Annotated in this window: 3 protein-coding genes; all 3 read left to right on the forward strand. The window is 65.3% G+C overall.

Features of this window, described 5'->3' with window-relative positions:
* The first annotated feature begins 44 nt into the window (after positions 1–44).
* Genes MKFW12EY_RS09690 through MKFW12EY_RS09700 form a run of 3 tightly spaced genes read left to right on the forward strand, consistent with a single transcriptional unit; the run spans position 45 to position 21994 of the window.
* The gene (locus MKFW12EY_RS09690; RefSeq protein WP_221054439.1) at positions 45–11180 is read left to right on the forward strand and encodes a non-ribosomal peptide synthetase/type I polyketide synthase; all 11136 of its coding nucleotides are present in this window, start codon (positions 45–47) and stop codon (positions 11178–11180) included.
* Between the two features lie 27 nt (positions 11181–11207).
* Positions 11208–15302: a non-ribosomal peptide synthetase gene (locus MKFW12EY_RS09695; protein WP_221054440.1), complete on the forward strand. Its 4095-nt coding sequence runs from the start codon at positions 11208–11210 to the stop codon at positions 15300–15302.
* A 56-nt stretch (positions 15303–15358) separates the two neighbouring features.
* The gene (locus MKFW12EY_RS09700; RefSeq protein ID WP_221054441.1) at positions 15359–21994 is read left to right on the forward strand and encodes a type I polyketide synthase; all 6636 of its coding nucleotides are present in this window, start codon (positions 15359–15361) and stop codon (positions 21992–21994) included.
* Position 21995 lies beyond the last annotated feature (1 nt).

The following is a 21995-nucleotide window of genomic DNA, read 5'->3' on the forward strand; positions in this document are numbered from 1 at the left end:
ACCACCCCGATCCGAAACGAAGCAATTCCTGAAGAGTAAAACCCGTGAGTAGCGATTCAATGAAAGCTGTGCCGGCTAACGAGCAAAACAAAGCAGATTCGAGCGGAGCCGGAGCGCCGGTTGCCGATTTGATGGGCTTGCTGGAGTACCGCGCCGAGACTCAGCCCGATTTTCCGATTTACCGTTACCTGCGCGACGGCGAGGACGTGGCGGAAACGCTGTCGTTTGCTGAGGTTGCGTTAAAGGCAAAAACCGTGGCCGCGGCCTTGCAAGGCATTGCCGCCGCGGGCGAGCGGGTCATGCTGCTGTATTTGCCGGGTATCGAATTCGTCACCTCTTACTTCGGTTGCGTTTACGCCAAGAACATCGCGATTCCGTTGCCGCCGCCGCGCCAATCGCGGATGCTGCAAACCCTGGAAAAAGTTCTGGAAATCGCCCGTTCGGCCCAGCCGGTAGCGGTTCTGACCACCCAGGCCGTCAAGGAAAAGGCCGAAGAACATTTCGCCAGCTTGCCCGAGTTCGCGGCGATGCGTTGGCTGGCGACCGACACGCTGGCCGCCGAGCTGGCCGCCGACTGGCGCCAACCGCAGATCGCCGCCGAAGATATCGCCTTCCTGCAATATACCTCGGGTTCGACCTCGTTGCCGAAGGGCGTGATCCTGACCCACGCCAACCTGATGCATAACATGCGCTACTTCGACCAAAGCGGGATTCATAATAAAGAGTCCCGGCTGTTGACCTGGTTGCCGCCGTTTCACGATTTGGGTCTGATATACGGCCTGCTGACGCCGGTCTATTGCGGCATGGCCTGTTACATCCTGCCCAACGCTGCTTTCGTGCAACGCCCTGCGCGCTGGCTGGAAGCGATCAGCCGCTTCGGCATCACTCATACGATGGGGCCGAACTTCGCCTTCGACCTGTGCTTGAACGGTGTCGGCGACGAGCAACTGGCCGGTCTGGACTTAAGCCGGTGGCAACACGCGTTGAACGGCGCCGAGCCGGTGCGGATGCAGACTATGCGCGCCTTCGCCGAACGTTTCGCCGCGGCGGGTTTCGATCTGCGGGTATTCAGCCCCAGTTGGGGGCTGGCCGAAGCGGCCTGTATCGTTACCGGTCTACACTATGCCGGCAGCGGCCAGCGGCGGCAGGAGCGGCCGGCGCCGCAAGAAGTCTGGGTACTCGCGGCTGAATTGCAGCGCAACCGCCTGGTATTCGCCAGCCCGGACGATCCGGCGGCTATGTCGCTGGCCGGTAGCGGCTATCCCATCGCCGATACCGAACTACTGATCGTCGATCCCGAGACCTTGGCGCCTTGCCCGGCCGACCGGGTCGGCGAAGTCTGGGTGCGTAACGGTGCGGTGTCGCCGGGCTATTGGCAAAACCCGGAACAGACCCAGGCCACTTTTCACGCCTGTGTGGCCGGCGACCCATCCGGCAAGCGCTGGATGCGCACCGGCGACCTGGGCTTTTTATACGACGGCCAACTTTATATTACCGGCCGTTTTAAGGACGTCATCATCGTCCGCGGCCAAAACCATTACCCGCAGGACATCGAATGGACGGTGGACAAGGCCCACCCGCTATTGAAGATGGGCGGCGCCGCGGCGTTCACCGTCACGGCCGACGCCGAGGAACGCCTGGTCGTCGTCGCCGAAACCTCGCGCCGTTTCAAAGCCGAGCAGCATGCAGCGGAATTGTTCGCGGCGATCCGCAAGGCGGTGGCCGACGGCCACGAACTGCAAACCGCCGCCATCGTGCTGTTGCGGGAAAGTGCGATTCCGAAAACCACCAGCGGCAAAATCCAGCGCGCGGCGACCAAACGCGGCTTTCTGCAACAGAGCCTGGCGCCGTTGGCGCAGTGGGTCAACCGCAATCTGGAACGGCAACTGGCGCTAGCCGAACCCGCCGCTGCCACAGCCCGGCCCGATAGCGAGGCGGTACGCAACTGGTTGCGGCGGCGGGTCGCCGAAATTGCCGGGTTGGACCGCGCAGAAATCGGTTGCGATGCTGCGTTCGGCGAGTTCGGTTTGGACTCGAATGCATCGGTGCGCCTGACCGACGAGTTGGCAAAAGCCTTCGGTTTCGGCTCGCTGCCGGCCAATTTGTTGTTCGACTATCCCAGCATCGACCGGGTCGCGGACTATTTATGCCGTGGCGAAGATGCCGCGGCGGCTGCCGGCGCCGATCAGGCGCCGGAGGCGGACATTGCCGTGGTCGGCATGGCTTGCCGTTTTCCCGGCGCCGATGGCACCGCGGCGTTCTGGGACTTGCTGAGTTCCGGAACCAGCGCGGTGCGGCCATTACCGGCGGAGCGCAAGGCCTTGCTGGCCGGCTTGGCGGACGACGTCGACGCATTGGGTGCTGCCGGCTGGCTGGACGGCATCGACTTGTTCGATCCGGCACCGTTCCATATCTCGCCGAAAGAGGCAGCGATTCTCGATCCGCAGCAACGCCTGTTATTGACTGCGGCCTGGTCGGCGTTGGAGCAGGCCGGCATTAGCCGTGAAGAATTGGCCGGTTCCGCCACCGGCGTGTTCATCGGCATCAGCGGTTCGGAATACGCACAATTGGCCTGGCACAGCGCCAGCGGCCAGGACGGCCACGCCGGCACCGGTACCGCATCGAGCATCGCCGCGAACCGGCTGTCTTATTTTCTGGATTTGCGCGGTCCCAGTCTGGCAGTGGACACCGCCTGTTCTTCGTCGCTGGTTGCGGTGCATCTGGCTTGCCGCAGCCTGCTGGCCGGCGAATGCGACACCGCGTTGGTCGGCGGCGTCAATCTGCTGTTGAACCCGGCCTTAACGCGGGCGCTGGCCAAGGCCGGCATGCTGTCGGCCAGCGCTGCTTGCCACAGTTTCGACAGCGCAGCCGACGGTTACGTGCGCGGCGAAGGCGTCGGCTTGGTGGTGTTGCGCCGCGCCGCGCTGGCCGCCGAGAGTGGTAATCCGCTGTTGGCTTTGATCGCCGGCAGCGCAATCAACCAGGACGGCCATAGTTTCGGGCTGACCGCCCCCAACGGCGTTGCCCAACGCGCCTTGTTGCGCCAAGCTTACGCCGCCGCCAAACTCGCGCCGGGCGCAGTCGATTATCTGGAAGCGCACGGCACCGGCACCGCCTTGGGCGATCCGATAGAAGCCGGCGCATTGGCGGAAGTGCTGGGTGCCGGCCGCGAGCGGCCCTGTCTGCTCGGCTCGGTCAAGGCCAATATCGGCCACCTCGAGGCTGCGGCCGGTATCGCCGGCCTAATCAAGGCCGTGTTGTGCCTGCAACATAATGCGGTGCCGCCGTTGGCCGGTTTCCGCGGGTTGAATCCGCATATCCGCTTCGATCCGCAGGCGCTGGAGATCAATACCCAACTGCGCCGCTTCGCCGCCGAGCGGCCGTTACGCCATGTCGGCGTCACTTCGATGGGGTTCGGCGGCACCAACGCCCACGTCGTATTGCGCCGGGCGGATAGCGCCGCCGTCGCGGCTGCCGCGCCGCAACGCTCGTATTACGCCTTACTGTTATCGGTCGAGCGTCCCACGGATTTGGCGCCGCTCGCCGCGAGTTATCTCGATGTACTGCAATCGCACCCCAAGCAATGGGCCAGCCTGTGCTACCGGGCCAATGCCGGCCGCAGCGGCTTAGCGTACCGCACCGCTTTACATGCCGCCGACGCCGGCGAAATGCTGGCCGGATTGGCGCGGCTGGCGCAAGGCACTGCAGCGGCAACCGCCTCGGTCGCCGGCACGCCGAAACCGCTGGCGTTCCTGTTCACCGGCCAGGGTAGCCAATATCCCGGCATGGCCCGCGATTTGTACGCCCACGCCCCGCGGTTCCGGGCCACGGTCGACGAATGCGATTTGTTGCTGAGCGGGGCCGGCATGGCGCCGGTAGCGCCGCTGCTGTACGGTTCCGACGCGCTGGACGGCGACGGACTGGCCGAAACCGCGACCGCGCAACCGGCGTTGTTCGTGGTCGGCTACGCCCTGGCCCGCTATTTCGAAAGCTGCGGCTTGGCCCCGGCAGTCGTCGTCGGCCATAGCCTGGGCGAGTACGTCGCCGCCTGCTTTGCCGGCGCGATGTCGTTGGCCGACGCGCTGCGGCTGGTCGTGTTGCGCGCTCAATTGATGCAACGTTGTTCCGACCAAGGCGGCATGGTGGCGATGCTGGCGGACAAAGCCGCCGCGCTGGAGTTGATCGGCGCCGATTCGGCACTGGCGTTGGCGGCCGACAACGGCCCGACCCAAGTCACGGTATCCGGCCCGCACCAATCGTTGGCGGCATTGGCCGAACGCGCCAAGGCGGCCGGTATCGCCGTGCTGCCGCTGAAAGTGAAACGCGCCTTCCACAGTGCCGACATGGAGCCGATACTCGCCGAATTCCGCACCGTCGCCGCCCAAGTGGCCTGGCAGCCGCCGCGTCTGCCGGTAATCGGCAACCTGACCGCCGCGGCGGTGGACCGTTTCGACGCCGACTACTGGGTCGAACATTTACGCCGCCCGGTGCGCTTTCGCGAATGCATCGCCGCCGCCGAGGCGCTCGGCGCCGGGATGTTTCTGGAGATCGGCGCCCAGCCGGCTTTGACGGCGATGCTGCGCCGTTTCGATCCGGCGCCGGCCGCGGTAGCCAGCCTGGATGGGCAACGCCCGGACTGGCTGGCGGTCAATTCGGCACTGGCCGAACTTTGGCGCGCCGGCCACCGCGTCGATTTCCGTAAGGCTTGGGCCGGCGAAACTTTCGACCGCGTCGAACTGCCCGGCTATCCGTTTCAACCCAGCCGTTTTTGGCTCGAACCCACCACCAGGAAACCCATGACGACCGCGACCGCCACTAACCCGACCGGCGAACTTGCCCGTTTGCTTGCTCCCTTGCTGAAATGCGCACCCGAAGATATAGCCGCCAGCCGCTCGTTCCTGGAACTGGGCGCCGATTCTTTGGTGTTAGTGGAATTTCTGCGCCAGGTGCAAGGCCGTTACGGCGTGCAAGTCGCGATGCACAGTTTGTTCGAGGACTTGCGCGACCTCACCGCGCTGGCCGCCTGGCTGGCGGAGCAGGGCGCCGACTTCGGCGATAGTCCGGCGGCGGCAGACCGCGTCGAGCCGCAGGTCGCCGGCTGGTTGCAACAGCAACTCGGCCTATTGTTGAAACGTCCGGCCGCCGAACTCGACCCGCGGCGCAGTTTCCTGGAATTGGGCGCCGACTCGCTGGTGTTGACCGAACTGCTGCGGCTGATCGGCGAACGCTACGCCGTCGATATCGGCATGGCGCGCTTGTTCGCCGAGCTGTCCAGCATCGAAAGCTTGGCCCCGGCTATCGCCGCCGTCAGCCCGAAACTCGAATCCGCGCCCGCCGCCATCGCCGCGCAGCCGGCTGCGGCCGCTCGCGTGGCTCAGCCGTTACCGGCCGCCGCACCAAACGCCGTTGCATCCAGCGAATTGCAAGGCCTGTTGGCACGGCAATTGGACGCCTTCAACCAATTGGTGCAAGGCCAGCTCGGCCTGTTGCACGGCGCTGCCGCGCCGCTGGCGTTGGAACCGGCAGCACCGGCAGCGAGTCCGGCGCCGGCCGCAGTTCAGCCGTTAACGGCAGCAATACCGTTGCCGACCGCCGCCAAGGCCGCGGCCGGCGGTCTGAATCCGGCGCAACAGCAACACCTGCGCGAGCTGGCTGCGGCCTACCAAGCCAAACATGCCGCCTCGAAACGTTACGCCGAAACCTACCGCGAGGTATTCGCCGATTACCGCAGTTCGCTCGGCTTTCGCCAGGCCACCAAAGAAATGATTTTCCCGCTGGTGGTCAATACCGCCGCCGGTTCCCGGATTTACGATTTGGACGGTAACGAGCTGATCGACCTGACCATGGCCTTCGGTTCCAGTCTGCTCGGCTACAACCCGGATTTGGTCAAGCAAGCCTTGTCGGCCCAGCTCGAACAGGGTATCCAGGTCGGGCCGAAAAGCCCGTTGGTCGGCGAGGCTGCGCAATTGGTGCGGGACCTGACCGGCTGCGAACGGGTCGCCTTCGCCAATTCCGGCACCGAAGCGGTGATGACGGCGGTGCGCATGGCGCGCGCCGTCACCGGCCGGACCCGCATCGTCCGTTTCGCCGGCTCCTACCATGGTCATTCGGATACCATGCTGGTCAAAGCCGGAGGCGAGGGCGGCAGCGGTTTGCCGATTGCGCCCGGCGTGCCGCTGTCGGTGGCGCAGGATGCCATCGTGCTGGCCTACGGCGACGACGCCTCGCTGGAAACGATACGGCGCCATGCCGGCGAACTGGCCGCAATCGTGGTCGAACCGGTGCAAAGCCGGCGCCCCGGCCTGCAACCGCGCGAATTTCTGCATAGTCTGCGGGAAATCGCCAGCGCCGCCGGTTGCGCATTGATATTCGACGAAATCATCACCGGTTTCCGTTTGGCGCCGGGCGGGGCTCAGGAATACTTCGGCGTCCGCGCCGATCTGGTGACCTATGGCAAAGTCGCCGGCGGCGGCATGCCGCTCGGCATCGTCGCCGGCAACGCCCGTTTCATGAACGCTATCGACGGCGGCCCCTGGCAATTCGGCGACGCCTCTTATCCGGCAGCCACCGCGACCTTTTTCGCCGGCACCTTCAGCGGCCATCCGCTGACCATGGCGGCCTCGGTCGCGGTATTGCGCCATTTGCGCGATGCCGGTCCGGCCTTGCAGGCCGGCATCACCGCCAAGACTGCGCGCTTGGTGCGGGAACTGAACGACTATTTCGCCGCCGAGGGCTTTGCCATTCGGGTCAACCATGCCGGATCGTTGTTCCGCTTCGTGTTTTTCGACAATTACAGCGTCGAATTCCAACCCATCGAAGCCAATCTGTTTTTCTACCAGATGACGCAGCGCGGCGTGTACATCTGGGAAGGCCACACCTGCTTCCTCAGCAGCGCCCACAGTGAGGCCGACGTCGACGCCATCGTCCGCGCCGGCCGCGAATCGGCCCAGGCTCTGCGCCAGGGCGGATTCTTCCCGCCGGCCGGCGGATTACCGCCGCAACCCGGCCAAGCCAAGGCCGATGCCGACGCGGCGGCGCAGGCATTGAACGCCTTGGCTACTGCGCTGGCGGCGCAGAGCTTGCAAGAGTTGCAGGTATTGCCGGCCCAGGTCGGCGGTTTGTGCAACGTCGATAAAGCCGCGGCGGCAATCGGAGTGGCGCCGAATCGCCGCCGCCTGTTCGGCCGCTTGTTCGCGCTGCTGGCCGAGGCCGGCTGGCTGCGCGCCGCCGGCGAAGACTGGGAGCTGCGGCAATCGGCGCCGAGTACGACCGCGAATCTGGAACGCGAGGCGCGCAGTTCGGCCGACGCTGCAGCGGTCGACTTATTGCTGCATTGCGCTGCGGCCTTGCCGGACGTTTTGCGCGGCCGCAGCGATGCGGCGCAAGTACTGTTCGGCGGCGAAAACTACGCCTTATTGCAGCGGCTGTACCGCCAAGCTCCCGGCGCCGCAGCGGCCAACCAGGCTCTGGCGCGCGCCGCATCGGCCGCCGTCGCCAATGTCTCCGGCAACGCCGCAGTATTGGAGGTCGGCGCCGGCACCGGTTCGGCCACCGCGCAACTTTTGCCCGATCTGAGCCGGCAGCAACTGCGCTATGTATTTACCGATCTCTCCAGCGCCTTCCTGCACCGGGCCGAACGCGAATTCGCGGCTTATCCGCAAGTCGAATACGCGACGCTGGACATCGAACGCGATCCGCTACAGCAAGGCTTCTCCGCGCAATCCTTCGATTTGATCGTCGCCTCCAACGTACTGCACGCCACTGCCGACCTGAGCCGAACCTTACGCCATCTGCACAGCCTGCTGGCGCCGCACGGCCGCTTGCTATTGCTTGAATGCGTCGGCCGCCAACCCTGGCTGGATCTGATCTTCGGCCTGACCGACGGCTGGTGGGCTTTCGCCGACGCCGAACTGCGCGCCGACTATCCGCTGCTATCCGCTGCGGCCTGGACCGAGCTGCTACAGCGCTGCGGCTTTACCGAGGCCGCCGCCGAAGTCTACGCCGGTTACCAAGCCGTCGTCACCGCGGCAACTGCGCCGGCCGCAGCCGCATTGCCGCTGAATAGCGCGCAGCAGGACATCCTGGTGCACCTGGAGTTAAGCGAGGAAGTACATGCGGCTTACAACGAAGTGGTGTTGTTCGAATTGGCCGGAACCCCGGACCGCGCCAAACTGCAGCAGGCCTTTCGCGGCGTGTTGGCGCGGCACGATTCGTTGCGCGCCGCGTTGAGCGAGGACCGCAAGCAGATTCTGATCGCTGCGGAAGCGGACGCCACGCTGGCCGAAGCCGATTTCGCCGATTTGCCGGCGGCACTGGCCGAAGCCAAGGCACGGGAGTGGGTGTTGGCGCGCAGCGCCGAACCGTTCGATCTGACCCGGCCGCCGCTGGTGAAAGCCTTTCTGGCGCGCCTGGCCGACGACCGCTATTGGTTGCTGTTCCTGGCCCACCACATGATTATCGACGGCATTTCCTACGGCTTGCTGATCCAGGAAGTCGTGGCGTATTACCGCCATCTGCGCGAAGGTTCCGCGTTGGCCTTGCCCAAACCGGTCACGCTGGCCGAAGCCAACCGCCGGCTTGCCGCGCAGCGGCCGCAGGACCGCGAATTCTGGTTGCAACAGTTCGGCCAAGGGGTGCCGGCGCTGGATTTGCCGACCGACTATCCGCGGCCGTTGGAACAACGTTTCGCCGCGCAGCGCTGCTGTCTGGCCCTGGATAGCAGTGTCGCCGCAGCGTTGAAAGACCTGAGCCAACGCAGCAATGCGACGCCGTTCATGGTGATGCTGGCGGTATACCGCTTGCTGCTGAATCGATTGAGCGGCCAGCAGCGTTCGGTGGTCGGCGTGCCGGTGTCGATGCACGGCGACCGGCCCGGCGAAAGTTTTATCGGTTTCGGCGTCAACGTCTTGCCTATCGTCGGCAGCAGCGACAGCCGGGTTACTTTCGCCGACTATCTGCAGCAGGCCAAACAGGAGTTTTTGCAAGCTTTCGAACATCGGGCTTTTCCGTTCGCCGAATTGGTACGTGCGGTCAACCCGGAACGCGATCCGAGCCGGCCGGCGCTGGTCAGCGCAGTGTTCAACTACGAGGCGGTCGGCTCGCTGGCAGGCGGCGGTTTGCGCTGCACGCCGCTGGTACCGCCCAGCGCGCATACCAAATACGAATTGACCTTGGACGTGGTGGCCGACGCCAGCCAAACCGTGCTGGTTCTGACCGCCAACAGCGCGCTGTTCAGCCGCGAGACCGCAGAACGCCTGCTGGCCCGTTACGCCAAGCTGCTGGCGCAACTGGCATCCAAGCCGGAAACCCGTCTCGGCAGCATCGACCTGTTGCTCGACGCCGAGCGCGCCAGCCTGGGGATGAATCCGAACAAGCCTTACCACAATCGCTGCCTGCACGATCTGGTCGCAGACCAAGTTGGGCGCAGTCCGGATCGGGCCGCATTGCGCTGGCACGATAGCGAGTTGAGTTACCGGGAACTGGATGCCAAGGCCAACCGGCTGGCGCATCTGCTGCAAGGCCAGGGCGTCGGCGTGGAAGATCGGGTGGCGGTGTGCCTGGCGCGCGGCCCGGAGTTGGTGGTGGCCCTGCTGGCGGTGTTGAAAGCCGGCGCCTGCTACGTGCCGGTCGACCCGAATTATCCGGCCGAACGCCGCGAAGCGATTTTGCGCTGCGCTCAGGCCAAATTGCTGATCGCCGCCGGCAACGAAATAACGGCGGCGGCCGACGCCCCGGTGTTGAGCCCGGCCGATCCGCGCCTGGCGGACTGCCCGGACACGGCGCCGGGCAGCGCGGTGCGCCCGGAACATCTGGCCTACATCATTTTCACCTCCGGCTCCACCGGCACGCCCAAAGGCGTGGCAATCGAACACCGCAACGCGGCGTCGATGATCGAATGGGCGGCGCAGGAATTCGATTTGGCGGCCGGCGACGGCATGTTGGCCTCGACTTCGGTGTGTTTCGACCTGTCGGTTTACGAAATCTTTTATCCGCTGGCGCACGGCGCCAAGGTGGTCGTCGTCGACAACATCCTGCATCTGCCGGAACTGGCGCGGCAGGACGATATCGCCGTGATCAACACGGTGCCGTCGGCGATGGAAGAAATCCTGCGCCAGCGGGCGGTGCCGGCCTCGGTGCGCTACATCAATCTGGCCGGAGAAGCGCTGCCGCTGGCCCTGGTGCAAGGCATCCAGCAGCACTATCCCGGCGTCGCGGTCTACAACCTGTACGGCCCGTCGGAAGATACCACCTACAGCACTTTTGTCCGTTTCCCGGACCGGTTCCAGGGGCCGGTCACGGTGGGCCGGCCGCTGCCCGGCAGCCAGCTTTACCTGTTGGACGCCGATCTGAATCCGGTGCCGGCCGGTAGCAAAGGCGAGATTTATCTGGCCGGCAACGGTTTGTGCCGGGGCTATTTCGGCAATGCCGCCGCGACCGCAGCGGCCTTCCTGCCGGACCCGTTTTCGGGCGTGGCCGGTGGCCGCATGTACCGCACCGGCGACCTGGGACGAATGACGGCGGACGGCATGGTCGAATACCTGGGCCGCTCCGATTATCAAGTCAAGATTCGCGGCCACCGCATAGAGCTGGGCGAAATCGAAACCGTACTGGCGCAAGTACCGGGCGTACAGCGGGCCATCGTTATCGCCGACGGCGAAGCCGGCCGCCAACGCCTGCTGGCGTTCTACACCGGCGCCGGCGAGTTGCAGGACGCCTTGAAGCAGGCCGCCGCGGCCAAACTGCCGCAGTTCATGCTACCCAGCGTCTGGACCCAACTGGCTGAATTTCCGTTGAGCCCGAACGGCAAGATCGACCGCCGCCAACTGGCGCAACTGGCTCATAGCCTGGAGCAGGCCGAGGCCTCGGCGGACGCGGAACTGCCGCGCAATGCGCTGGAAAGCGAAATCGCCGCAATCTGGGCCGAGCACCTGCAATTGGAGCGCATCCACATCGGCGACGATTTCTTTGCCCTGGGCGGCCATTCGCTGCTGGCCACGCAAATTCTGTACGAAATCAACCGCCGCCACGGCTGCCGTTTGCGGCTGACCGACATCATGAAACATCCGACCGTGGCCGAACTGGCGGAGTGCGTGTTGGAACAGGCGCTGCAGGATTCGCCGGAACTGCAGGAACTGCTGGCGGAACTGGCGCGCGACGGCGCCGAATTGGCCGCGTCCTAAGCGCACGGCTTAATTGGAGACAACGAGATGGCAAACACGCAAACACTGATCGCCGAACTGAGCAACGAACAACGCCAGCGTCTGATGGCCAGGTTGCAACAACGCTCGCAGAACGACAGGACGGCGGCGCAAACCGAGTTCTACGTGCCGAAACTGCAACCGATGGGCGAGGCCCGCTTCGAACCGTTTCCGCTGACCGACATCCAGCAGGCTTACTGGGTGGGGCGGCAGGCGGCGTTCGACCTGGGCAATATCGCCGCCCACGGTTATATGGAAGTGGATTGCCGCGGTCTGGATTTGGCGCGGCTGGAAACGGCTTTCAACCGCTTGATCCTACGCCACGACATGCTGCGCGCCGTGGTCAATCCCGACGGCCGCCAACAGATTTTAAAAACGGTCCCCGACTACCGCTTCGCGCGGCTGGACGCCAGTGCAGCGGGGGAGGAGAGCGACGCTAACCTAGAACAAGTACGCCGGGAAATGTCGCACCAGGTACTGGACACCGCAGTGTGGCCGCTGTTCGACATCCGCGCCAGCTTATTGGCGGACGGCGTGGTGCGGCTGCATCTGAGCATAGACGTGCTGATTTTCGACGCGTTGAGCTTCGACATCCTCAGCGAGGAATGGCGCCGCCTTTATCAGGGCGAGGAGCTGCCGCCGCTGGAACTGTCCTACGCCGATTACGTGCACGGGCTGAGCTTGATGAAGGACACCGCCGCCTACCGCGAATCCTGCGTGTATTGGCGCGAAAAAATCAAAGACTTGCCGCCCGGTCCGGATTTTGCGTTGGCCGTGGCGCCGGAAAGCATCGCCCGCCCCGAGTTTAGAAGGCTGTCCTCTACCCTGGACGCCGAGCGCTGGGGCCAAATCAAAAGCCGGGCCCAACGCCTGGGTGTGACGCCGTCGGCGGTGTTGCTGGCGGCCTACGGCGCCGTGGTCGCCCGCTGGAGCAGCCGCAAACGTTTTACCCTGAACCTGACGCTGTTCAACCGCTTGCCGTTTCACCCGCAAGTCAACGCGCTGGTCGGCGACTTTACCTCGGTGGTATTGCTGGAGCTGGATTATTCCAAGCCGGCCAGCTTCGCCGAGCGGGTCAAGTCGGTGCAGGCCCAGTTATGGCGCGACATGGACCACCGTTACGTCAGCGGCGTGCAAGTGTTACGGGAATTGACCGAACAGCGCCGCGATGCCAATGCCTCGTTGTTTCCGGTGGTGTTCACCAGCGCGATCAAACCGAATCCGGCCGACGACAGCCCGGCGGCGATGGCCTGGCTGGGCGACGTGCATTACACCATCACCCAAACGCCGCAGGTGTGGCTGGACCACCAAGTCACCGAAGACGCCGGCAAACTGGAATACGATTGGGACTCGGTGAGCGGACTGTTCCCGGACGGCTTTCTGGAAGCGATGTTCGACGCCTACCGGCAACTGGTGGCCGGTCTGGCCCACGACGACGTGCTGTGGCAACGGCCGGAACTGGATCTGTTGCCGCGCGAGCAACGGCAACTGCTGGCCGAGGCCAACGCTACCGCGGCGCCGGTGCCGGCCGGTTTGTTGCACGAACCCTTCGTCCGCCAGGCCCACGCAACTCCGGAGCGGATCGCGGTCATCGATGCCGAAGCCGAACTCAGCTACGGCGAGTTATACCGCTTGGCCAATCTGCTGGCCCAGCGCTTGTGGCAGAGCGGCGCCGGCAGCGGCGAACTGGTCGGCATTCTGTTGCCGAAAGGCCGCTGGCAGGTCGTGGCCGCGCTGGGCATCCTCGAAGCCGGCGGCGCTTACATGCCGATAGAGCCAAGCTACGGCCAGGACCGCATCGCCCAAATCCTAGCGCTGTCCGGCGTCAAGCGGGTGGTAGCGGCCGATGCCGCCGCCGCATTGCGCTTGCCGGCCGGAACCGAAGTGCTGCCGGTCGCCGAATTGGCCGGGTCCGCGCTTCCGGTCAAAGCCTTGCCCACGCTGCGGCGGCCGACCGATCTTGCCTACGTGATTTATACCTCCGGCTCCACCGGCACGCCGAAAGGGGTCATGATCGACCATCGCGGCGCCTTGAACACTTGCGTCGATGTCAACCAACGCTTCGCGGTCGGCCCGGACGACCGGGTGCTGGGTTTGTCGGCACTGAATTTCGACTTGTCGGTTTACGACATTTTCGGCGTGCTCGGCGCCGGCGGCGCCCTGGTGTTGCCGGATGCCGACAAACAGCGCGACCCCGGCCACTGGGACGAGATGGTGCAACGCCACGGCGTCACGCTGTGGAACACCGTGCCGGCGCTGATGGACATTTACACCACCTACCTGGACGAAGTGGCGCGGCAGCCTAACCATAGCCTGCGCCTGGTCATGATGAGCGGCGACTGGATTCCGTTGCCGCTGCCGCAGGCGATTCGGCGCAGTTGCCCCAACGCGCAGCAGTTCAGCTTGGGCGGCGCCACCGAAGCCTCGATTTGGTCCATCGTCTATCCGATCGGCGAGATCAGCCCGCAATGGCACAGCATCCCCTACGGCAAGGCCATGCTCAATCAAAGCTTTCAGGTATTGGACGAGCAGATGCAAGCCTGCCCGGTCTGGGTGCCGGGCGAGCTTTACATCGGCGGTATCGGCGTGGCAATGGGCTACTGGCGCGATGCCGAGCGGACCGCGGCCCAATTCGTCACCCATCCGCGCAGCGGCGAAAAACTGTACCGGACCGGCGATCTGGGCCGGCTGCTGCCTTGCGGCAACATCGAATTTCTCGGCCGCAAGGATTTTCAAGTCAAGATCAACGGTTTCCGGGTCGAGTTGGGCGAAGTCGAAATCAATATGGCGCGCTTTCCCGGCGTCAAAGCCGCGGTCTGCGCCGTCAGCGGCGACAGCGGCCGCGCCCGGCAGTTGATCGCTTATTACGTGCGCGATGCGGACCAGCCGGCCGCCAAAGCCGAGGACAACGCAAAAATCCGCTTTCGCCTGTCGCAGCCCGGCCTGCGCCGTTTCGGCGCCGATAGCGAGGCGACCGCGCTGGCCAGCGATGCCGCTCTGGCAGCGGAAAGCTACCGCCGCCGTTCGCAGCGGCTGTATCCGGACACGGCGGTCGATCTCGACAGCCTGGGCCGGCTATTGAGCCACTTGCGCCGCAATCCGCAGGCGGCCAGCCCCAAATACCGTTACGGTTCGGCCGGCTCGCTGTATCCGGTGCAGCTTTATCTGTACGCGGTGCCGGGCCGGATCGCCGGTCTGGCCGGCGGCATGCACTACTACGACCCGGACCAGCATCGGCTGGTGCGTTTGCCCGGCAGCGGCCGGATCGACGCCGGTTACTACGGCAGTTGGAACGCGGCCATGGTCGACAGCGCCGCCTTCCATCTGTTTCTGGTCGCCAATCTGGAGGCGATAGAACCGCTGTACGGCGCCGATGCCATGCACTTGTGCCGGATCGAGAGCGGCCTGATCACGCAAATTCTGGAACAGGAAGCGCACCGCTTCGGTTTGGCCACCTGCCAACTCGGCGGTTTCGATTTCGAACGCGCCAAGCCGCTGTTCTGCCTGGAGCAACGTTCGGCTTATCTGCATGCGCTGGTCGGCGGCGTCGAACTGAGCGAGGCCGAACTGCGCGAACTGCAACTGGAACAAGCCCGTTTCGACCATTCCGACGCCGGTTTCGAAAGCCGGCTGCGCGACTATCTGAGCCAAAAACTGCCGGATTACATGGTGCCGGCTGTGTTTTGCCGCTTGGCAGAGCTGCCGCTGTCGGCCAACGGCAAACTCGACCGCAAAGCCTTGCCGCAGCCGCGCAAGGAAACCGAAACCGTCGCGGCCGCGGCAGTAACCGATTCCGAATTGGCTCGGCAAATCCGCGAGGTGTGGCGCGAGGTATTGAACGTCGACAGCGTCGGCCCCAGCGACAACTTCTTCGATTTGGGCGGCACCTCGGTGGACATGATCAAGATCCATACCCGGCTGCGGCCCTTGCTGAGCAAGGACGTGCCGTTGCTGGACATGTTCTTCGTCTATCCGACCATCGCCGCGCTGGTCGACTACCTGCAACCGAAACCAGCGGACGCGCCGGCGGCCGCAGCAACCGGAGCCAGCGCGCGCCGGGAGCGGGCCGGCCGGGCGCCGCGCCGCCGCAGCGGCAACGACTAACGCCGGCTTAAGCCGCCGCCAACCTTATCGAAACATAGACAACGGAAGCAAAGCACATGCAAGCGAATCAAGCCAACTCGGGCGCCATTGCCATCATCGGCCTTGCCGGCCGCTTTCCGGGAGCGAATTCGGTCAGCGAATTCTGGGACAATCTGGTCGCCGGCCGCGACGCGTTGCGGCATTACACTCAGGACGAAGTGCAGCAGGGGATCGCCGCCCACGACGTCGCCTCCATTCCCTACGTGCGCAAGCAAGTGGCGGGCGGCTCCTGGGTCGCCGCCGGTTATTACCTGGACGACGTCGACAAATTCGACGCCGGTTTCTTCGGCTATACCCCGGCCGAAGCCGAGCTGCTCGATCCGCAGCAGCGCTTGTTCCTGGAGTGCGCCTGGGCGGCGCTGGAAGATGCCGGTTATATCCCGGACGACTGTCCCGGCACGGTCGGCGTCTATGCCGGCACCGCGTTGTCGCGCTACTTCTTCAATAACATCTTTCCGAACCGGGACATCATGTTCGCCTCGTCCAAGGACTTGATCGCCGGCATCGGCAACGAACCGGATTACATCACCAACCGCACCGCCTACAAGCTGAACCTGACCGGACCGTCGATCACGGTGCAAACCGCCTGTTCGACCTCGTTGGTCGCGATCCACCTGGCCTGCCGGGCCTTGCGCGCCGGCGAATGCGACTCGGCGCTGGCCGGCGGCGCGTTGGCGACCGTACCCGGCGGCCTGGGCTACCAATACCAGGAAGGCAGCATGGCGTCGCCGGACGGCCTGCTGCGTACCTTCGACGCCAACGCCGAAGGCACCGTGTTCAGCGAGGGCGGCGTCGGTATCGTCGTGTTGAAGCGGCTGGAAGACGCGGTGGCCGACCACGACCGGATTTACGCGGTGATCCGCGGTACCGCCGTCACCAACGACGGCGCCTTCAAGGCCGGTTACACCGCGCCCGGCATCGACGGCCAGATGCACGTGATCGAACGGGCCTTGGCCGACGCCGGCGTCGATCCCGAGCAAATCAGTTATGTCGAAGCCCACGGCACCTCGACCCCGCTGGGCGACCCGATCGAAATCACCGCACTGGCGCGGGCCTGGCGCAAGCATACCGAGCGCACCGGCTACTGCGCGCTGGGTTCGTTGAAAACCAACGTCGGCCACTTGGCGCCGGTGGCCGGCGTCGCCGCGGTGATCAAGACCGCATTGGCGCTGTGGCACCGCACCATCCCGCCCAGCCTGCATTTCGCTACCCCCAATCCGCGCATCGATTTCGAAAACAGCCCGTTCTTCGTCAACGACACCCTGCGCGACTGGGACTGTGCCGGTACCCGTTACGCCGCGGTCAGTTCGTTCGGCATCGGCGGCACCAACGCCCACGCCATCATGGAACAGGCGCCGCCGCAGCCGGTTACCCAATCCGGCGACAAATTGCGCACCTTCGTGCTGTCGGCCAAGTCGGCCAAGGCCTTGAGCCGGGCCGCCGACAATCTGGACAATTTTCTGCGGCGCGAACCCGGCGCCGACCTGGACGACGTAGCCTTTACGCTGCAAGAGGGTCGCAAAGCCTTCCCGGTCCGCGCCGCCGTCGCTGCCGACAATCTGGCCGCGTTGCAGCAAGGGCTGGCCGCGATTCGCGACAATCCGAGCAAGGCCAAGGCGTTGCCGGCCGACGCCAAGAAGGTATTTCTGTTTACCGGCCAGGGCAGCCAGTATCTGGCGATGGGGCGCGGGCTGTACCAAAATCTGCCGGTGTTCCGCCAGGTATTCGACGATTGCTGCGACAAACTGCACGGCCACTTGGGGCTGGATTTGCGCGAGTTCGTATTGGCCGCCGACGCTAACGATGCGGCGCTGGCCGAGCGCCTGGGCCAGACCCGCCTGGCGCAGCCGATGCTGTTCGCCTTCGAATACGCGCTGGCCAAACAAATGCAGGCGCTCGGCATCGAGCCGGACGCGATGATCGGCCATAGCCTGGGCGAATATGTCGCGGCTTGCCTGGCCGACGTGTTCGATTTGGATGCGGCCTTGGGCCTGGTGGCCTTGCGCGGGGCGTTGATGCAGGCCATGCCGTCCGGGGCGATGCTGTCGGTGTCGCTGGACGAAGCGGCCGCGTCGGCCTATGTCGGCGGCGAGGTCAGTCTGGCCGCCGTCAACAGCCCCAACGCCTGCGTATTGTCCGGCCCGCACGAAGCGATTGCCGCAGTGCGGGAAACGCTGGAAGCGGCCGGCGTCGGCTGCCGGCCGCTAATGACCTCGCATGCCTTCCATTCGGCGATGATGCAGCCGATGATCGCCGACTTTACCGCCGCGGTGCGCCGGGCGGCACCGAAAGCGCCAAGCCGGCCCTATGTGTCGAATCTGACCGGCGGCTGGATGGCCGCCGCCGACGCGGTCGATCCCGATTACTGGGCCAAACATTTGCTCGGTTGCGTCCGCTTCCGCCAGGGCATGGAGACCCTGTTGGCCGGCGGCTGCAGCTATTTCATCGAAATCGGCCCCGGCAACGTGTTGAGCACCTTTGCCCGCCACGCGATCAATGCCGCCAAATCGGCGGCGGCGGTGGTGCAAACCGTGCGCCATCCCAAGGAGGCCAAAGCCGACGCGCTGGTGCTGCGCCAAGCGTTGGCCGATTTGTGGGCGGCCGGGCTGGAACTGGATTGGGAACGGGTGGATAGCGACAACCAAGGCCGGCGCATCTCGCTGCCGACCTATCCGTTTGCTCGCGAACGCCACTGGCTGGAACCGCCTAAAGCCGGCGACGCCGGCAGCGAAAACCCGGCGCAACGCCTGGCCGATCCGGCGCAGTGGTTTTATGCGCCGTCGTGGAAACGCCAGCCCGGCCGTTTGCCGGACTGCGGCGATTGGTCCGGCGAACGGGTGTTGATCCTGGCCGAGCGCAACGGCTTGAGCCGGGCTTTGGCGCAGCGCATCGAGGCCGCCGGCGGCAGCGCGTTAATCGTCGCGCCCGGCGCCGGCTTTGCCGACGATGCCGATAAAGGCTTCAGTTTGGACATCGGCGCCGGTGCCGATTTCGAACGGCTGGCGGCCGCTTTGGATCAGGCTCAGCCGACCGCAATCGTGCATGCACTGTGCGCGACGCCGCGCTCAACCGCCGGCTTGGACAACGAAGACGATTGGCTGGAACGCAGTTTTCACAGTCTGGTGTTTCTGGCGCAGCAGTTCTCGGCCGAGGCCGGCGAACGCAATCTGCCGTTGTTGACGCTGTCCAGCGAAATCCACGACGTGCTGCCGGGCGAGCCGCTGAATCCGTTGAAGGCGGCGTTGCTGGGCGTGCATTTGTGCCTGGGCCACGAATACCGCAAATTCCGCAGCCGCAACCTGGATTTTTGCCCGGACGATCTGAACGATGCCGACGCCATCGCCGATTGCGCCTTGAGCGAATTGGCGCAATTGCGCCGGGAAACCAAACCGCTGTTGGCGCCGGCCGACCATTTCGTCGCCTGCCGCCACGGTTACCGCTGGGCCGCGCATTGCGAACCGACCCGGATCGAAGCGGCGGCTCTGGATTTCAAGGCGGAAGGCGCCTATCTGGTCACCGGCGGCCTGGGCGGTTTGGGCCTGGCCGTGGCCGACTACATGGCCGCCCGCGGCGCCAAACATATCGTGCTGCTCGGCCGCTCCGGCCTGCCGGCCAAAGCCGAATGGCCGCGTTGGCTGGCCGAACACGAGGCGCAGGACCGTACTGCCGAGCGCATCCGCAAACTGATGGCGATAGAAGCCCGCGGCGCCGAAGTCGAAATATGCCGGGGCGACGTGGTCGATGCCGAGCGGATGGCCGAATTGGTCGCCGAGTTAGTGCAAAACTACGGTCGGATTGCCGGTGTGGTGCATTCTGCCGGCGTCGCCGGCGGCGGCCTGATGCAATTGAAAACCCGCGCCGCGGCCGAAACCGTGTTGCGGCCCAAGGTGCGCGGCATTTTGGCTTTGGAGCGGGCCTTCCGCGCCGCCGACGCCGAGCCCGGTTTCGTCGTGTTGTTCTCGTCCTTGTTCGCCGTGATCGGCGGTATCGGCCAGGTCGATTATTCCGCCGCCAATAACGTGTTGGACGCCTACGCCCGCGCCGGTTTCGGCGCCGGCAAGGTGCTGTCGTTGAATTTCGGCGGCTGGCGCGAAACCGGCATGGCGGTCGACGCCGGCCTGTACGCCCGCCGCGAATTGCCGCCGCTACCGGCCGGCAAGACCTTGTCGCATCCGTATCTGCATTCCTGCCGGGAAAAATCGGCGCAACATGCCGCTTACACGGCATGGTTGCGCGAGCCCGACCACTGGGCGCTGATCGAACACCGGATCGAAGGCGTCGCGACGATGCCCGGTACCGGCCTGGTGGAAATGGTGCGGGCGGCGTTCCAGGATTACCGCGGCGCCGAGCAGTTGGCGATAGACAATCTGTATTTCTACCGGCCGTTGATGGTGCCGGCGGCGGACATGGCCGAAGTGCATTGCGACTTTAACGCGTTGCCCGGCGGCGGCTACGGTTTCGAGGTCTATACCCGCGAAGCCGGAGTCAAGGCGCCGCTGTTGGCCGGCGACATTTACGCCGCCGAACTGGCGGTGGCCCGGATCGATCCGCAGGCATTGGCGGCCAGTTGCGACGGCGAACTGCTGGATTTCAGCGACGGCCGGCCGCAGGCGGTGCAGGACGATTCCGGCTTTTTGAGCCTGGGGCCGCGCTGGCAGGCGCTGCGCGAAATCCGCTGCGGCGGCGACCATTTGCTGGGCAAATTGCAGTTGCCGGAGGCCTTTGTTGGCGACCTGCAACAGTTCGTTTTGCATCCCAGCCTGCTGGATATGGCCAGCGGCCCGATCACCGGCCATCTGTTGCGGCGGCTGGATTTGGACATCGACGGCGAATACCTGCCGTTCGGTTACGGCCGGCTGACGATAGCTGCGCCGCTGCCGGCCGAGTTTCTCAGCCACGTCTGTTTCCGCGGCCTGAGCGGCGACCGCGAATCGCTCGGTTTCGATATTGCCTTGTACGACATGTCGGGCCGGCGTCTGGCGCAAATCGACGAATTCACGTTGAAAAGAGTGCCGGCCGGCGCCTTTGCCGCGCCGCCGGCTGCGGCCGGCGACAGCCACGCCGAAGACGACAGCCTGTCCACCGCCGAAGGCCTGGAGATTTTCCAACGCGCCTTGGCCAGCGCCGGATCGCCGCAATGGGTGATCAGCCCGCAGCCGCTGGATGCCTTGCTTAGCCGGATGCAGGCGCAACGCGCCGCCGAGGAAGCCGGCGTGCAGGGCGGCAAGCCCAAGCTGCAGCGCGAGGACGCCGATGTTGCCCCGCCGACCAATCCCACCGAAGAAATCCTGGTCGGCATCATGGAAGGGGTGTTGGGCATCGAGCCGGTCGGCATTCACGACAATTTCTTCGACATGGGCGTCGATTCGGTGATGGGGATACAGGTCGTGTCGCAAGCCAAGCGTTTCGGCCTGACCGTCAAACCCAACCAATTGTTCGAACACCAGACCGTCGCCGCGTTGGCGGCGGCCATCGGCGATGCGGCGGATGCGCTAGCCGAACCGGCCTGGCTGACCTTCGGCCAGCGCGAATTGCTGGCGGCCGGTCCGGGCTGGGACAGCTTGCATGTGGAACTGGCCGATGCGCTGGCCAGCACCGATTTGGCCGCGGCATTGGCAGCCGTCGCGGCGGACTATCCGTTGGTCAAAGCCCGGATCGAGACTGCCGGCGATGCGCCGTATTGGGCGCAAGCGGCAGCCGTCGAAATCCTGGCGCCCAGCGCGGCGGCCGCAACCGAGAGCCGGGCGGCGTTCCGGGTACTGGCCGACGGTGGTGCGCTGGTGTTGCAAGCCCGGCCGGTGCTAGGTTTGGATGCCGGCGGGTTGGGCCGAATCGGCGCCGCGCTGAGCGCGCGTTTGTCCGGTGCGGCCGCTGCGGCGCCGGTGAAACCTTGGCGCCCGGCTGCCGCCGCCGATCTGGCCGCTGCGGCCGGCGAGCGCGGCGGCCCAGCCGATGCGGCCGCCTTTGCCGCGCTGCTGGAGCAATCCTTAAGTCTGGCAGCGAGCGGGGTCTGTGCCGCCGCGGCCGATGTCCGCATCGACGCCGGCCAACTCCAGGGGCTGCAACGCTTGCGCGCCGCCTTGAATCTGGACGCCGAAGACCTGCTGCTGGCGGCCTTGGCGGCCAGCGTCGGCGAATGCTTCGGTTCGGCGCCGCTAGTCTTGCGTTACGTGCAAACCCGGATCGGCGACGACTCCGGCGCGGTGTTGCGCTACGGCGTTCCGCTCAGCCTGGCAGCAGACGCCGATGCGCTGGCGGCGATGACCCAGGCCAAGGCCGCACGCAAGGCCGAGCCCGACGCCGGTTTCGGTTTCGAGCGAGTAGCGGCCGAGCTGGCGCAACGGCCGGCGCTGCGCTTCACCTGGCTCGGAGACTACGGCTGCGGCCGGTTCGAGCCGGATGCCGCGCTCGCCGCCGGCGAGGCGTTTTCGGTCAGTGCCTGTCTGGCACCGGACGGCTTGTTGTTGCGGCTGGCCGCCGATGCCGAGCAGGCCGAGCAACTGCCGCGCTTGGCGGCGGCGCTGGAGCGGACCGTAATCGCCTATCTGGCGGCGGCCGCGCAGGCCCAGGGTCGGGGCTTTACCGCCGCCGACTTCGGCGACGCCGGTTTGTCCGAAGAAGACTTCGATACCTTGTTCCAAACCATCGAATAAC

Origin of the sequence: Methylomonas koyamae (genome assembly GCF_019669905.1) — a bacterium.
Lineage (GTDB): Bacteria > Pseudomonadota > Gammaproteobacteria > Methylococcales > Methylomonadaceae > Methylomonas > Methylomonas koyamae.

What these genes read in the sequence shown, in the direction of transcription:
- MKFW12EY_RS09700 (WP_221054441.1), top strand. Translation starts at nt 15,359, where the DNA reads ATGCAAGCGAATCAAGCCAACTCGGGCGCCATTGCCATCATCGGCCTT.
- MKFW12EY_RS09695 (WP_221054440.1), top strand. Translation starts at nt 11,208, where the DNA reads ATGGCAAACACGCAAACACTGATCGCCGAACTGAGCAACGAACAACGC.